The sequence below is a fragment of the Streptomyces sp. NPDC048196 genome (genome assembly GCF_040652715.1).
Taxonomy (GTDB): Bacteria; Actinomycetota; Actinomycetes; order Streptomycetales; family Streptomycetaceae; genus Streptomyces; species Streptomyces siderophoricus.
In genome coordinates this window covers 68,002-82,639 of sequence record NZ_JBEZMM010000015.1, presented here as the reverse complement: position 1 = coordinate 82,639, position 14,638 = coordinate 68,002, and the positions used below count along the sequence as shown (strand labels likewise).

Annotated in this window: 10 protein-coding genes; 5 read left to right on the top strand and 5 right to left on the bottom strand. The window is 73.4% G+C overall.

The window, feature by feature from the left end; genetic code table 11:
* Positions 1 to 326: 326 nt before the first annotated feature.
* On the bottom strand, positions 327 to 3,641 hold the full coding sequence (locus tag AB0E02_RS17720; protein WP_362140225.1) for a tetratricopeptide repeat protein: 3,315 nt from the start codon (positions 3,639 to 3,641) through the stop codon (positions 327 to 329).
* A 145-nt stretch (positions 3,642 to 3,786) separates the two neighbouring features.
* Between AB0E02_RS17720 and AB0E02_RS17715 the strand changes: the two genes are divergently transcribed.
* The 4 genes from AB0E02_RS17715 to AB0E02_RS17700 all read left to right on the top strand — a co-directional run bounded on the left by AB0E02_RS17715 (position 3,787) and on the right by AB0E02_RS17700 (position 8,945).
* Complete coding sequence (locus tag AB0E02_RS17715; protein WP_362140223.1) at positions 3,787 to 5,832, top strand: thioredoxin domain-containing protein; 2,046 nt, start codon at positions 3,787 to 3,789, stop codon at positions 5,830 to 5,832.
* Positions 5,833 to 5,967: 135 nt separating this feature from the next.
* Positions 5,968 to 6,975: an NADP-dependent oxidoreductase gene (locus tag AB0E02_RS17710; RefSeq protein WP_362140220.1), complete on the top strand. Its 1,008-nt coding sequence runs from the start codon at positions 5,968 to 5,970 to the stop codon at positions 6,973 to 6,975.
* 84 nt (positions 6,976 to 7,059) lie between these two features.
* Positions 7,060 to 8,430, top strand: coding sequence for an amidase (locus AB0E02_RS17705; RefSeq protein ID WP_362140218.1), 1,371 nt, complete (start codon positions 7,060 to 7,062; stop codon positions 8,428 to 8,430).
* An 89-nt stretch (positions 8,431 to 8,519) separates the two neighbouring features.
* Positions 8,520 to 8,945, top strand: a complete 426-nt coding sequence (locus AB0E02_RS17700; protein ID WP_362140215.1) for a MerR family transcriptional regulator — start codon at positions 8,520 to 8,522, stop codon at positions 8,943 to 8,945.
* Here the strand turns inward: AB0E02_RS17700 and AB0E02_RS17695 are convergent.
* Positions 8,935 to 9,603, bottom strand: coding sequence for a TetR family transcriptional regulator (locus tag AB0E02_RS17695; protein WP_362140212.1), 669 nt, complete (start codon positions 9,601 to 9,603; stop codon positions 8,935 to 8,937). The genes AB0E02_RS17700 and AB0E02_RS17695 overlap by 11 nt on opposite strands.
* 222 nt (positions 9,604 to 9,825) lie before the next feature.
* The gene (locus tag AB0E02_RS17690; protein ID WP_362140209.1) at positions 9,826 to 10,542 is read right to left on the bottom strand and encodes a hemolysin III family protein; all 717 of its coding nucleotides are present in this window, start codon (positions 10,540 to 10,542) and stop codon (positions 9,826 to 9,828) included.
* A gap of 239 nt (positions 10,543 to 10,781) precedes the next feature.
* Between AB0E02_RS17690 and AB0E02_RS17685 the strand changes: the two genes are divergently transcribed.
* The gene (locus AB0E02_RS17685; protein ID WP_362140206.1) at positions 10,782 to 12,611 is read left to right on the top strand and encodes a phosphoenolpyruvate carboxykinase (GTP); all 1,830 of its coding nucleotides are present in this window, start codon (positions 10,782 to 10,784) and stop codon (positions 12,609 to 12,611) included.
* 235 nt (positions 12,612 to 12,846) lie between these two features.
* Here AB0E02_RS17685 and AB0E02_RS17680 read toward each other — a convergent pair whose 3' ends face one another.
* Both AB0E02_RS17680 and AB0E02_RS17675 read right to left on the bottom strand, forming a co-directional pair.
* Complete coding sequence (locus AB0E02_RS17680) at positions 12,847 to 13,308, bottom strand: hypothetical protein (RefSeq protein WP_362140203.1); 462 nt, start codon at positions 13,306 to 13,308, stop codon at positions 12,847 to 12,849.
* Between the two features lie 85 nt (positions 13,309 to 13,393).
* The gene (locus AB0E02_RS17675) at positions 13,394 to 14,605 is read right to left on the bottom strand and encodes a pyridoxal phosphate-dependent aminotransferase (protein ID WP_030414689.1); all 1,212 of its coding nucleotides are present in this window, start codon (positions 14,603 to 14,605) and stop codon (positions 13,394 to 13,396) included.
* Positions 14,606 to 14,638 lie beyond the last annotated feature (33 nt).

Here is a 14,638-nt window from a genome sequence, read left to right as displayed (position 1 = left end):
TCTCGGGGCCCGGGCCGGGGCCTCCCGGGAACGCCGGTGGGTGCGCGCTCCCGACGGCTTCCGTCAGTCCTCGACCCTTGACGGCCCCAGCCCACGACTGCCCCAGTCCCCGATCGCCCCAGTCCCCGATCGCCTTAGTCGCCGACCGCCTCAGTCTCCGATTGCCTCAGTCTCCGATTGCCTCAGTCTCCGACCGTCCCGGTCCTCGATCGCCTCAGTCGCTGACCACCCCAAGTCCCGACCGCCCCAGTCCTCGACCGCCTCAGTCTCCGACCGCTCCAGTTCGCGACCGCCTCAGTCTCCGACCGCTCCAGTTCGCGGCCGCCTCAGTCTCCGATCGCCGGGGTGGTCAGGACGCCCATGACCTCGCGGGCGTGGCGGTCCGGGACCATGCCGAGCCGCCAGGCCTGCCAGCCCGTTTCGGGCTCCACGCCGCGCTCCAGCAGCAGGGCGAACGCCTCCGCGCAGTCCTCCAGCTTCGCGTCGCGGGTCGGGTGCTTGTCCCGTATGAGCCCGGCCAGCTCTTCCTGCGCGACGGCCGTGCCCACCACCGAACCGCCCGCCGACGCGAACGGCAGCAGCGTGCAGCGCAGGAAGCGCGCCCAGTCCTCGCCGCGCCGGTCGCCGTAACCGGCGAAGGTCCCGGCCGCCTCGTCGGCCAGCTCCAGCGCCTGGGCCGCCCGCCCGTTGCCGGCGTCGATGATCACCAGCTCCAGGCAGGACCACGCCTCCCCGTGCGGCACCCCGATCCGCGCGAAGTCCTTGCGGGCGTCCTGCAGCAACTGCCGGGCGAAGCCGCTGTTGCGCAGCGAACCGGTCTGCTCGGCCCGCAGATCGCGGGTGACCCGCCCGGAGTGGTGCCGGGCGCAGGCCAGGCCGTAGCCGTCCTGCATCCGGGAGAACATCGTCCGCGAGCGCTCCAACTGCCGCAGCGCCGCGTCCCGCTCGCCGCGCTCCTCCAGCGCCTGGCCGAGGTAGTACATCGTCCATGCCTCACCACGGGCGTCCTCGTGCTGGTGGTGCAGTGGCAGCGCCTGCCGCAGCTGGTCGGCCGCCGGCCCCGGCTCGCCGGCCACCAGCCGGGCCCGGGCCAGCTGGGTCATCGCCCAGGCCGCGCCGCGTTCGTCCTGGGTGCGGCCGTACAGCTCCAGCGCCGCGTGCAGCGCCTGCTCGGCCCGCGGCACCTCGCCCGTGCGCAGATACACCTGGCCGAGCTGGAAGTGCGCCCACGCCTGGCCGTGCAGGCTCTCGCTCTCCTCGTGCAGCTCCAGGGACTCGCGCAGCATGGCGAGGGCCTCGGCGAGCTGCGCCCGGTCCCGTTCCACGGCCGCCAGGGCGTGCAGCGTCCAGGCCCGGTCGCCGTGCATGTCCGGGCCGGACTGCAGTTCCAGCGCCTCCCGGAGCTTGACCGCGGCCTCCTGGAGGTTGCCCTGCTGCTGGAGGGTGATGCCCAGATCGCGCAACGCCCGTGCGGCGCCCGCCGGATGCTGCGCCTCGAAGTAGAGATCGACCACCGACGACAGGGTCGTGCGCGCCTTGTCCAGCTCGCCGAGCTGGCGGGCCGCCACACCGGTGCGCCACTGCACCGAGCGGACCAGCAGCCCTTGGCCGACGGCCCGGGTGAGCTCGCTCAGCTCCCCGAGGCGGTAGAGGTCACCGCGCAGCAGGCAGTAGTCGGCCAGGGCGCCCAGCAGGTGCGAGACCGCGGCCTGGTCGACGTCCTGGTCGGCGTGGCGCAGCGCGGCCGTGATGAAGCTGGACTCGTCGTCCAGCCACTGCAGGGCCGCGTCCAGGGACGTGAAGCCGTGCGAACCGAAGCGGTCGGCGCGGGTCGAGGTACGGCCGTCGACCAGCCGGATGACCGAGTCGGCGAGCTCCGCATAGCCGCGGATCAGCCGCTCCTGGGCCGCGGCGCGCTCGCCGGGCTCCTCCTCGTCCACCAGCCGGGCGTGCGCGAAGGCGTGCACCAGGGTGTGCAGGCGGTACCGCTCGCCGCGGACGTGCTCGATGAGGCCGGCCCGGGCCAGGGCCGTCAGCTGCCGTTCGGCCTCGGCGTTCGGCACGCCGAGCAGTGCCGCGGCGGCCGCCGTCCCCAGGCTCGCCCGGCCCACCAGCGCCAGCCGGCGCAGCAGCCGCCGGGCCGGCTCGGGGCGGTCGGCGTAGCCCAGCGCCAGCGCCCGCTCCACCGGCGGGGCCGGAGGACCGGCCGCCAGGACCGTGGCCAGCTCGGCGGGGGTGCGCGAGCCGAGCGAGGAGCCCGCCACCCGCAGGGCCAGCGGCAGACCGCCGCACAGCCGGGAGATCTCGTCGAGCGCCCGGGCGTCGTACGGCTCCGCCGGGGCGTTCGCCGGCCGGGCCCGGGGATCCGGCGCGCCCGCCGTCCCCTCGCCGGCCGCCGCGGCGGCGCGCAGCAGCTCCTCGGTGCCCGCGGCGTCCAGCGGCCCCACCGGGAGGTGGTGCACCCACGCCTCCAGGTCCTCGGGCAGCTTCAACGGCTCCCGGGACGTCACCAGCACCAGGCTGTCGGACCGCTCCGGCACCAGGGTGCGCACCTGCTCCGGGTCCGCGGCGTCGTCCAGCAGGACCGTCACCGGCAGGCCCGTCAGATGCTGGTGGTACAGCTCGGTGAGCCGCTTGACGTGCTGCTCCTGGGAGGGGCGCTCGCGGAACAGCAGTTGCTCGCGCGGCGCGCCGAGACGGTTGAGCAGATGCAGCAGCGCGTCCCGGGTCGGCAGCGGCACCTCGCCCGGGGTGTCGCCGCGCAGATCCACCACACAGGCACCGCGGAACTGGTCGCGCAGCTGATGGGTGGCCCGCACCGCCAGCGCCGTGCGCCCCGATCCCGGCTCGCCGTGCAGCACCACCACGGTCGGCCGGGTCTCCGTGGACGCGCGGGCCGCGTGCACCCACTGCGCGATCCGGGCCAGCTCGGCCCGCCGGCCGGCGGAGGAGCCGTCCGGCTGCGGCAGTTGGGAGAACGAGTGCTCCAGTACGGACCGCTGCCGGGCCGCCGCGCTCCGGTCTGCGCCGCGCAGCTGCGGCCCCCGGGTGGTCTTCGCGGCCGCCGCTTTGTCCTTCGCACCGCCGTTCCGGGCTGCCGCGGTCAGCATCCGCTGCTGGTCCAGGAACGGCCGGATGCCCCGCACCTCCAGCGCCGTCAGCCACTGCAGCCGCAGCTGCTCCGCACCGCCGGGCTGCCCCCGCCGCCCCGCCTCGCGGTGCGCGGCCGGCCAGTGGCCCGCGGTCAGCTTCAGGACCGTCGCCGCCGCGCCCGCCACCAGCACCGCGGCCCCGGCCCCCAGCGCCGCGCCCCCGCCCGTGCCGTACGCCAGGTCCGTGCCGAACGCCGCCACCGCCGCGACGGCCGTCGCGACCGCGGGCGTGCCCAGCTCCTTCGGCGACAGCCGCCGCCCCAGCGACGGCCGGCCGGCGGCCGCCTCGTCCAGCGCCCGGACATAGGCGGCGTACTCCTCGGCGGCGCTGCCCGCCACCCCGTCCAGCGCCGCCCGCGCTCTGCCGAGCAGCGCCGCCCCGTCCAGCCGCCCGTCCGAGCGGCGCACCTCCTCCTCGACGGCCCTGGTCAACAGGGCCTCCGCGTCCGCGCGATGGTCCTCGCGCAGCGCAGCCAGTGAGACCGGCATGACGTCCCCCTCCGCAGTTACCGCAGTCTCCGGCGGCGATCTTCGCCGTACGCACAGTGTTCCGCCTCCGCGCGGATTCCGGCAGGCTTGTGGATAACTCCCTTCGCTCCCGCCCCGGCGGGCCCCGGTGGGAGAGGATGGACTCATGCCGAACCGCCTGGCCCATGAGACTTCCCCGTATCTGCTCCAGCACGCAGACAACCCCGTCGACTGGTGGCCGTGGTCCGCCGAGGCGTTCGACGAGGCCCGCCGACGCGGGGTGCCGGTGCTGCTCAGCGTCGGCTACAGCTCCTGCCACTGGTGTCACGTCATGGCCCACGAGAGCTTCGAGGACGAGGACACCGCCGCGCTGCTCAACGAGCACTTCGTCGCGGTCAAGGTCGACCGCGAGGAGCGGCCGGACGTGGACGCGGTGTACATGGAGGCCGTGCAGGCCGCCACCGGCCAGGGCGGCTGGCCGATGACCGTCTTCCTGACCCCCGACGCCGAGCCGTTCTACTTCGGTACGTACTTCCCGCCCCAGCCGCGACACGGCATGCCGTCGTTCGGTCAGATCCTCGAAGGGGTGCGCGCCGCCTGGGCCGACCGCCGGGACGAGGTCGGCGAGGTCGCCGGGCGGATCGTGGCCGACCTGGCCGGCCGTTCGCTGACCGAGTCGCTGCCCGCCGACCGGCGCCCGCCCCGGCCCGAGGAGCTGCACGCCGCCCTGATGGGCCTGACCCGCGACTTCGACGCGGTGCACGGCGGATTCGGCGGAGCCCCCAAGTTCCCGGCGTCCATGGTGCTGGAATTCCTGCTCCGCCACCACGCCCGCACCGGTTCGGCGGGGGCGCTGGAGATGGTGCAGGCGACCTGCGCGGCGATGGCCCGCGGCGGCATCTACGACCAGCTCGGCGGTGGTTTCGCGCGCTACGCGGTGGACGCCACCTGGACCGTGCCGCACTTCGAGAAGATGCTCTACGACAACGCCCTGCTGTGCCGGACCTACGCGCACCTGTGGCGGACCACCGGCTCGGACCTGGCCCGCCGGATCGCCGTGGAGACCGCCGACTTCCTGGTCCGCGAACTCCGCACCGAGCAGGGCGGCTTCGCCTCGGCCCTGGACGCCGACAGCGACGACGGCACCGGCCGGCATGTCGAGGGCGCCTACTACGTATGGACGCCGGAGCAGCTGCGCGCCGTACTGGGGGAGAAGGACGCGGATTTCGCCGCCACGTACTTCGGCGTCACCGAGGAGGGCACCTTCGAGGAGGGCGCCTCGGTACTCCAACTCCCCGACACGGACGGGCCGGTCGACGCCGAGCGGGTGGTGTCCGTCAAGCAGCGGCTGCTGGCGGCGCGTGACCAGCGGCCGCGCCCCGGCCGGGACGACAAGGTCGTCGCCGCCTGGAACGGCCTGGCCATCGCCGCACTCGCCGAGACCGGCGCCTACTTCGACCGCCCCGATCTCGTCCAGGCCGCCACCGACGCCGCCGACCTGCTGGTCCGCGTCCACATGGACTGGCACGCCCGGCTGCACCGCACCTCCCGTGACGGGGAGCCCGGAGCCAACTCCGGCGTCCTGGAGGACTACGCCGACGTCGCCGAGGGCTTCCTCGCCCTCGCCTCGGTCACCGGCGAAGGCGTCTGGGTGGACTTCGCGGGGCTCCTGCTGGACACCGTGCTGCTCCAGTTCACCACCGAGGACGGCGCCCTCTACGACACCGCCGCCGACGCCGAGTCGCTGATCCGCCGCCCCCAGGACCCCACCGACAACGCGTCGCCTTCCGGGTGGACCGCGGCGGCCGGTGCGCTCCTCTCCTACGGGGCGCTGACCGGCAGCGACCTCCACCGGAGCGCGGCGGAACGCGCCCTGGGCATCGTCACCGCGCTCGGCGGCCGGGCCCCGCGCTTCATCGGCTGGGGGCTCGCGGTCGCCGAGGCGGCGCTGGACGGGCCCCGGGAGATCGCGGTCGTCGGCCCGCAGGGGGACCCGGCCACCGCCGCCCTGCACCGCGCCGCGCTGCTCGGCCCGGCACCGGGCGCGGTCCTCGCGCTGGGCACCCCCGGGACCGAGGAGGCCGACGTGGTGCCGCTCCTCAAGGACCGCCCCCTGGTCGACGGCCGACCCGCCGCCTATGTGTGCCGCCACTTCACCTGTGAGCGGCCCACCACGGACCCGGAGGAGCTGGCGGAGCGCCTCCGGGGGTGACGCCATGAGCCGGGGCCGCCCAGGGGCGGCCCCGGACCCCGGTCGTTCGACTCCCGCGCCGGGACCACCGCCGCAAGTCCTAGGACCAATGACCGGTTTGACCTTGACGTGCGCGTCAAGTTTTAGCCTCGGGTCATGACGAACCGCACATACCGTGAAGTCCGCCTGGCCGCCCGCCCCACGGGGCCGGTCACCGACGACCTCTTCGAGATCGTGGAGGTGCCGGTCCCCGAACCCGGGCCGGGCCAGGTGCTGGTCCGCAACACCCATATGGGCCTCGGCGCCGTGATGCGCAGCCTGATGGACGAGCACAACGACGTGCCCATCCCCTCCTACGAGCTCGGGGCACCGCTGCACGGCCATGCGATCGGCGAGGTCGTGGCTGCCCCCGGTACCGGCCTCAACCCCGGTGACCTGGTGGAACACCAACTCGGCTGGCGTGAGTACGCGCTGCTCGACGCGGATGCGGCGACCCGCCTCGACCCGGATCTGATGCCCGACCCCGCCGCGTACCTCTCCCAGGGCTCCACCGCCCTGATGGGCATCGAGCGCGGCGCCGAAGTGCGCCCCGGCGACACCGTGTTCGTCACCGGCGCGGCCGGCGGCGTGGGCACCCTGGCCGGCCAGGTCGCCCGCCAGTTCGGCGCGACCCGGGTCATCGGCAGCACCGGGTCACAGCAGAAGGCCGACCGCCTGATCAAGGAACTGGGCTACGACGCGGTGGTCATCCGCGGCGCGGGCCCCATCGAGGAGCAGCTGCGCGAGGCGGCCCCGGACGGCATCGACGCGGTCTTCGACAACGTCGGCGGCGAGCAGCTGGAGGCCGCCCTCGCCCTCGCCAACCGCAACGCCCGGGTCGCCATCGTGGGCGCGCTGGCCAGCCAGCTCTCCCAGGACGGCACGACCGTCAAGGTTCAGGTCGACAGCCTCTCGCTGCTCATCCGGAGCATCACCCTGCGCGGCATCGCCCTCTACAACCATCTGGATCTGATCCCCCAGTGGAACCGGCGGTTCGCCGCGGGCCTCAGGGACGGCACCCTCACCTTCCCGCACGCCCGGCTGCAGGGCATCGAACAGGCACCGCGGGCGCTGCGCGAGCTCACGGAGGGGCGCCATCTGGGCGCGGTCGTCGTGGAGTTGTGAGGCAGGGCAGCGACTCGGGTGCGGGCCGTCGCCGCGGTCGTCGCCCAACCGGCCGTTGTCAGCTGCCGGTTGTAGCCTTCAGGCGTGACGACCTTGCTGGGGCACCGGCCCCTTGTCCAGGAGGCCGCGGCGCTGCGGTCCGGCGCGGACGACCCCGTCGACGCGGTGCGGCGCACCTGCGACCGCATCGACGCCGTCGATCCGCAGGTGCGGGCCTTCGTGCCCGAGGACGGGCGGCGTACGCGGCTCCTGGAGGCGGCGCGGGAGCTGGCGGCGGCCGGTCCGCCGGACCCCGCCGGGCGGCCCGCGCTCTACGGCGTACCGGTCGGCATCAAGGACATCGTGCGGGTGGACGGCCTGCCCACCCGCGCCGGATCGGCCCTGCCGCCCGAGGCGCTGGCCGGTGCGCAGGCCGTCGTGGTGGACCGGCTGCGCGCGGCCGGTGCCCTGGTGGCGGGCAAGACCGTCACCGCGGAGTTCGCCGTCACGGCCCCCGGCCCGACCCGTAACCCGCACCACCCCGCCCATACGCCGGGGGGTTCCAGCAGCGGCTCGGCGGCCGCGGTCGCGGCCGGCATGGTGCCGCTGGCCATCGGGACGCAGACCGTCGGCTCGATGATCCGGCCCGCCGCCTTCTGCGGCGTGGTCGGCTTCAAGCCCACCTACGGGCGGATACCGCTCGACGGCGTGATCCCCAACGCCCTCAGCTTCGACACCCTGGGGTGGTACGCCACGGACGTGGCAGGCGTCGCCCTCGCCGCCTCGGTGCTGCTCGACGGCTGGCGCGGTGGGCGTGGCGGCCCGGGACGTCCGGAGCCGGACCCGCGACCGGGCCGGGCCTCGCGCCCGGTGCTGGGCGTACCGGTGGGCCCCTATCTGGAGCGGGCCGGCGAGGAGGCGCGGCGCGCCTTCAAGGAGCAGCGCGGGCTGCTCGGCGCCGCCGGGTACGAGGTCCGCGAGGTCCCGGTGATGGCCGATTTCGACGCGGTCGTGGAGCAGTTGTTCACGATGAACCGCTACGAGGTCGCCCGGGCCCACGCCGACTGGTTCGCGCGCTTCGGCGACCGCTACCGCGAGCAGACCACGGCGGCCATCCGACAGGGCCAGGCGATCGGGGACGCGGCCTACGAAGCGGCCCGGACGCGGCGGGCCGCGTTCCGCGCGGAGCTCGCCGCGGCGTCGGCCGGGGCCGGCATCGACCTGTGGCTCGCCCCGGCGGCCACCGGCCCGGCCCCCGCCGACCTCACCACCACCGGTACGTCGATCATGTGCCTGCCCTGGAGCAACGCCGGTCTGCCGTCCCTCAGCCTGCCCGCCGGACGGGCCGCCGACGGGCTGCCGCTGGGACTCCAACTCATCGCCGCCGAAGGCGCGGACGAGGCCCTGCTGGACGCGGCCACCGGCATCGAACGCGTCCTGAACGGGGCGGACGGCGAGGGGGCGAGCGGGCACTGAACGGCGGGACGGGGGGCCACGAGGGGGCGGAGGGCCGGGGGAGCCCGCGGGACGGGAGGCAGCCGGCCGTCCCGCCACGAGAGACGCCGATGCGGATCGGGGACGCCGCGGCGGCCGCCGGGATGACACCGCGGGCGCTGCGCTACTACGAGCAGCAGGGCCTGGTGACGGCCCGGCGGACCCCCTCCGGGCACCGGGTCTACGACGCCGAGGACATCCGCCGGCTCCGGGCCGTCCGCGAACTGCGGGAAGCCGGGCTGACGGTGGGCGACGTACGAGCCTTCGCGCATCTGCTGCGCACCATGCCGCCCGAGGGCGTGCCCGCCCTGATCCCCAAGGACCCGCGCGCCGACCGGTGTGCGACGGCCGAAGCGGTGGCCCGGCGCCGGCTCGCCGACCTGGACGACCGCATCGAGCGGCTCTCCCAACTACGGGCGCGGCTCGCGGCACGCCTGGGCGAGCCGGTGGACGGCCCGGGCACCGCGCCGCCGGAGGCCCCCGCCGCTACGGCGTGAGCCCGCGCGCCAGCACGTCCATCGTCTGGTGGATCAGCCGCACCAGCTCCGCCGGACCGGGCGCCCGCTCCTCCCCGGGTGTTCGGCCTTCCCCCAGTGCCCCGGCCCCCGCCACCCAGGCCAGCATCGCCTCCTGGAGGGCGGCCAGGACGGCCGCGCTGATGACCCGTAGTTCGAGGTCGTCGGCCGGGCGGCCGGTGCGCTCGGCCAGTACGGCGCTGATCGTGGCGGTGTTCCGGGCGGTGTTCTCCGCCGTACGGCCGCGGATGGCGGGCACTTCGCGGACCAGCCGGATGCGCTGCACGAGGTCGGTGCGGTCCTCCGGGGACAGGCTGTGCAGCGCCTCGATGGTGACCTGGCGGACCGACTCGACGATCGGCTCGTCCGCCGGCCGGGACCGCAGCCCGGTGGCCAGCACGCTGTCGTACTCGTCGGTGAGCACGAGGTCTTCCTTGGTGGGGAAGTAGCGGAAGACCGTGCTCGGCGAGACGTCGGCGGCCTCGGCGATCCGGTCGACGGGGGTCGCGTCGTAGCCCTGCTCCGCGAAGAGCCGGTACGCGGCCCGCCGGATCGCCTGCCGGGTCTTGATCTTCTTCCGTTCCCGCAACCCGGGTTTCGGCGTTCCGGTGCGGGTGGCGGCGGTGCGTGCGGAGACCATGCACAGCATTCTCGGGCACCGGTCGTCCGCCGGGCCACGGTCGGGACCGGGCCCGCGCAGCGGCCGGGACACCGCCGTTGTCAGTGGCGTGTGTCACTCTGTGAAGCGAGGTGGTCCACGGAGCGTGAGCCGCGGGCCGGCCGAGCTCCGTGAACTGCGGGTGCCGCCTGGGGCGCCGGCGCCCCAGGCGTGCGTCTCGGGCGTGCGTCTCGGGCGTGCGTGTCAGGCGTGCGTGTACGCCACGAGTGAGATGCCGACGTAGTGGACGACGAAGGCGGCGAGCGTGAAGGAGTGGAAGACCTCGTGGAAGCCGAACCAACGGGGGGAGGGGTTGGGGCGCTTGATGCCGTAGATGACGCCGCCGGCGCTGTAGAGCAGACCGCCGACGACGACGAGCACGAGGACGGCGATCCCGCCGGTGCGCAGGAAATCGGGGAGGAAGAAGACGGCGGCCCAGCCCATGGCGATGTAGCAGGGGGTGTACAGCCAGCGGGGCGCGCCGACCCAGAAGACGCGGAAGATGATCCCGGCGAGCGCGGCCGCCCAGATCGCCCAGAGGAGCAGCTGCCCGCGTGATCCGGGCACGAGCAGCATGGTGAAGGGGGTGTAGGTGCCGGCGATGATCAGGAAGATGTTGGCGTGATCGAGGCGGCGCAGTACGCGGTCGGCGCGCGGGCCCCAATTGCCGCGGTGGTAAAGGGCGCTGACGCCGAACAGCAGGCAGGCGGTCAGGGTGTAGATGGCGCAGGCCAGGCGGCCGCGGGGGCTGTCGGCGAGCGCGGTGAGGAACACGCCGGAGAGCAGGGCGGCGGGGAACATCCCGGCGTGCAGCCAGCCACGGAGTTTGGGCTTGAGCGGTGCGGCCGCGGCGGCCACCGCCGCGATCGCGGGGGACGCGGTGGCGGGCCGGTTCTCGGCGGCGTCGGGCGCGGAAGTCATGGGCGCAATGCTAGCTACGCGACCGTAGGTTACCGGTTCGTCCACGAGTGGTGACGGTCACGAAGGCGCCCTCTGGACAGATCGGTATTCGGGTCGGATGATCAAATGAGTGCGGACGGCACCGGATGAGCGGTCACGAAGCATCCGGGTCGCGGCCCCCAAGGGGCAACAACCAAAAGAAGCGGATTTTCCCGGCACACCGGGCATATATCCGTCCACACCCTCATCTAGGAGCGATCGTGGCGCGCGACAACGCGGCTCCCACCGTCCCGACCCGTCACCAGGGCCTCATCGCCTGGGTCGACGAAATTGCAGCGATCACCCAGCCCGACCGGGTCGTCTGGTGTGACGGCTCGGAAGCGGAGTACGAGCGCCTGTGTGAGGAGCTCGTCGACAAGGGCACGTTCAAGAAGCTCGACCCGATCAAGCGCCCCAACTCGTACTACGCCGCCTCCGACCCCTCGGACGTGGCCCGCGTCGAGGACCGCACCTTCATCTGCTCCGAGGAGGAGGCGGACGCCGGCCCGACCAACCACTGGAAGGCCCCCGCCGAGATGCGGGAGATCTTCACCGGCTCGGGGGGTGCGGGCGGCATCTTCCGCGGCGCGATGAAGGGGCGGACGATGTACGTCGTTCCGTTCTGCATGGGCCCGCTGGGCTCGCCGCTGTCCGCCCTCGGCGTGGAGATCACCGACTCCGCGTACGTCGCGGTCTCCATGCGCACCATGACGCGCATGGGACAGCCGGTGCTCGACGAGCTCGGCGAGGACGGCTTCTTCGTCAAGGCGGTGCACACCCTCGGCGCCCCGCTGGCGGAGGGCGAGGCCGACGTTCCGTGGCCGTGCAACTCCACCAAGTACATCTCGCACTTCCCCGAGGACCGCGAGATCTGGTCCTACGGTTCCGGCTACGGCGGCAACGCCCTGCTCGGCAAGAAGTGCTACGCGCTGCGCATCGCGTCGGTGATGGCCCGCGACGAGGGCTGGCTGGCCGAGCACATGCTGATCCTCAAGCTGACCCCGCCGCAGGGCGAGTCGAAGTACGTGGCCGCCGCCTTCCCGTCCGCCTGCGGCAAGACCAACCTCGCCATGCTGGAGCCCACGATCTCCGGCTGGACGGTCGAGACCATCGGCGACGACATCGCCTGGATGCGCTTCGGCGAGGACGGCCGCCTCTACGCGATCAACCCCGAGGCCGGCTTCTTCGGCGTCGCGCCCGGCACCGGCGAGCACACCAACGCCAACGCCATGAAGACCCTGTGGGGCAACTCCGTCTTCACCAACGTGGCGCTCACGGACGACGGCGATGTGTGGTGGGAGGGGATGACGGAGGAGACCCCGGCCCACCTGACGGACTGGAAGGGCCGCGACTGGACCCCGGACTCCGCCGAGCCCGCCGCGCACCCCAACGCCCGCTTCACCACCCCCGCCTCGCAGTGCCCGATCATCGCGCCGGAGTGGGAGGACCCCAAGGGCGTGCCGATCTCGGCGATCCTCTTCGGCGGCCGGCGGGCCAGCGCGGTGCCGCTCGTGACCGAGTCCTTCGACTGGAACCACGGCGTCTTCCTCGGTGCCAACGTGGCTTCCGAGAAGACCGCCGCCGCCGAGGGCAAGGTCGGTGAGCTGCGCCGCGACCCGTTCGCGATGCTGCCGTTCTGCGGCTACAACATGGGCGACTACATGGGTCACTGGGTCGACGTCGCCAAGGACAAGGACCAGTCCAAGCTGCCGAAGATCTACTACGTCAACTGGTTCCGCAAGAATGACGAGGGCACGTTCGTCTGGCCGGGCTTCGGCGAGAACGCCCGCGTCCTGAAGTGGATCGTGGAGCGGCTGGAGGGCAAGGCCGAGGGCGTCGAGACCCCGATCGGCGTGCTGCCGGCCAAGGGCTCGCTGGACACGAACGGCCTGGACCTGTCCGAGTCCGACCTCGACTTCCTGCTCACCGTCGACAAGGACGTGTGGCGCGAGGAGGCGGCGCTGGTCCCCGAGCACCTCAACACCTTCGGTGACCACACGCCGAAGGAGCTGTGGGACGAATACCGCGCACTGGTGAAGCGGCTCGGCTGACCGTCGCCGACGCTCGCCGCTGCCGCCGGGCACCCGGCCGGGGCCCCGCACCGATGGTGCGGGGCCCCGGCTCGTTCGACCAGGCGGAGGCCGTCGCGGGGCGGCCGTGAAGCGGGGCGGGGCCGATGGGCCGGTGGAGTGAACCGGCCGCGCCGGCCGGGCCGGGGGCGGTGGGGATCATGATGTCGTCCCAGGCCCGCCCCGCGCCGCGGCACGCCGGCCGCCGCAAGCCGGCTCAGGTCGTGGCGAGGTCGCGTACCGGCTCCGCGTGGGCCTCCATGCGCTCGGCCGCCAGGGCGATCACCGCGGCGTCGCCCCGGGACGTGGCGACCGCCAGGGCGTTGCCGGCCAGGGTGCGGGCGCGCTGCTGGAGTGCCGTGGCACGGGACGGGCTGCCGGTGTCCGAGGGTTCGGCGCGCAGCGGGTAGTGGCCGCCGCTCAGCCGCGCGACCTGCTCGGCGATGCGCTCGGCGGCGTCGGCCAGCGCGGTGGCGTCCAGGGCCGGCCCGGCGCCGGGGTCGCCGGCCGGGCGGGCGTCGGGGCGCCGCGCCAGGGCGTGCAGTTCGTCGGTGACGGTGAGCAGCGCGGTCAGCTGTCCGGCGAGCCGGATGTCCAGCTCCTCCTCGCGGGAGCGGTGCGGGAACTCCGGGGCGGCGGCCATGGTGTGGACCGACTTGGTGCGGATCGGTTCGTACATGGGACGGCCTCCTGAAAAAAGTCCAGGAAGCCATCCTAGCTTAGACGCTGTCTAAAGTTGTGGGTCGTATAGAAGCCGGTCCGGCTCAGTACTGTCCGTAACCGTCGAGGAAGGTGCCGATCCGGGTCACCGCGTCCGCCAGGTCGTCCTTGCTGGGCAGGGTGACCAGCCGGAAGTGGTCCGGCTCGGGCCAGTTGAAGCCGGTGCCGTGCACGATCATGATCTTCTCGGCGCGCAGCAGGTCCAGCACCATCTGCCGGTCGTCCTTGATCTTGTACACCTTGGGGTCCAGCCGCGGGAAGGCGTACAGCGCGCCCTTCGGCTTCACACAGCTGACCCCGGGGATCTGCGTCAGCAGCTCGTACGCGGTGTCGCGCTGCTCCAGCAGTCGGCCGCCGGGCAGCACCAGATCGTTGATCGACTGCCGGCCGCCGAGCGCCGTGGCGACCGCGTGCTGGGCCGGCATGTTGGCGCACAGCCGCATGTTGGCGAGGATCGTCAGGCCCTCGATGTACGAGGAGGCGTGCGCCTTCGGGCCGCAGACCGCCAGCCAGCCGCTGCGGTAGCCGGCGACCCGGTACGCCTTGGAGAGGCCGTTGAAGGTCAGGGTCAGCAGGTCCGGGGCGAGCGCGGCGAACGGGGTGTGGGTGACCCCGTCGAAGAGGATCTTGTCGTAGATCTCGTCGGCGCAGACGATCAGGTTGTGCCGCCGGGCGATCTCCGCGATGCCCTGGAGCAGCGCGTCGTCGTACACGGCGCCCGTGGGGTTGTTGGGGTTGATGACGACGATGGCCTTGGTGCGGTCGGTGACCTTCCGCTCGATGTCGGCCAGGTCCGGCATCCAGTCGGCCTGCTCGTCGCAGCGGTAGTGCACGGCCGTGCCGCCGGACAGCGAGACCGACGCGGTCCACAGCGGGTAGTCCGGGGCCGGCACCAGTACCTCGTCGCCGTCGTCCAGCAGCGCCTGCATCGACATCTGGATCAGCTCGGAGACGCCGTTGCCCAGGTAGATGTCGTCGACGGAGAGCTCGATGCCCTTGGTCTGGTAGTGCTGCATCACCGCGCGGCGGGCGGACAGCAGGCCCTTCGCGTCGCCGTAGCCGTGCGCCGTTCCGACCGTGCGGAGGATGTCCTCCAGGATCTCGGGCGGGCACTCGAAGCCGAACGCCGCCGGGTTGCCGGTGTTCAGCTTGAGGATGCGGTGACCCGCCGCCTCCAGCCGCATGGCCTCCTCAAGCACCGGGCCACGGATTTCGTAGCAGACGTTGGCGAGCTTCGTTGACTGGATCACCTGCATGTCCGCCACCTTACGGGCGCGTTTCGCCGCCCG

Excerpts from the sequence above, each read along its gene's own strand:
- AB0E02_RS17720 (WP_362140225.1), bottom strand. The coding sequence starts at position 3,641 with ATGCCGGTCTCACTGGCTGCGCTGCGCGAGGACCATCGCGCGGACGCG.
- AB0E02_RS17715 (WP_362140223.1), top strand. The coding sequence starts at position 3,787 with ATGCCGAACCGCCTGGCCCATGAGACTTCCCCGTATCTGCTCCAGCAC.
- AB0E02_RS17710 (WP_362140220.1), top strand. The coding sequence starts at position 5,968 with ATGACGAACCGCACATACCGTGAAGTCCGCCTGGCCGCCCGCCCCACG.
- AB0E02_RS17700 (WP_362140215.1), top strand. The coding sequence starts at position 8,520 with ATGCGGATCGGGGACGCCGCGGCGGCCGCCGGGATGACACCGCGGGCG.
- AB0E02_RS17695 (WP_362140212.1), bottom strand. The coding sequence starts at position 9,603 with ATGGTCTCCGCACGCACCGCCGCCACCCGCACCGGAACGCCGAAACCC.
- AB0E02_RS17690 (WP_362140209.1), bottom strand. The coding sequence starts at position 10,542 with ATGACTTCCGCGCCCGACGCCGCCGAGAACCGGCCCGCCACCGCGTCC.
- AB0E02_RS17680 (WP_362140203.1), bottom strand. The coding sequence starts at position 13,308 with ATGTACGAACCGATCCGCACCAAGTCGGTCCACACCATGGCCGCCGCC.
- AB0E02_RS17675 (WP_030414689.1), bottom strand. The coding sequence starts at position 14,605 with ATGCAGGTGATCCAGTCAACGAAGCTCGCCAACGTCTGCTACGAAATC.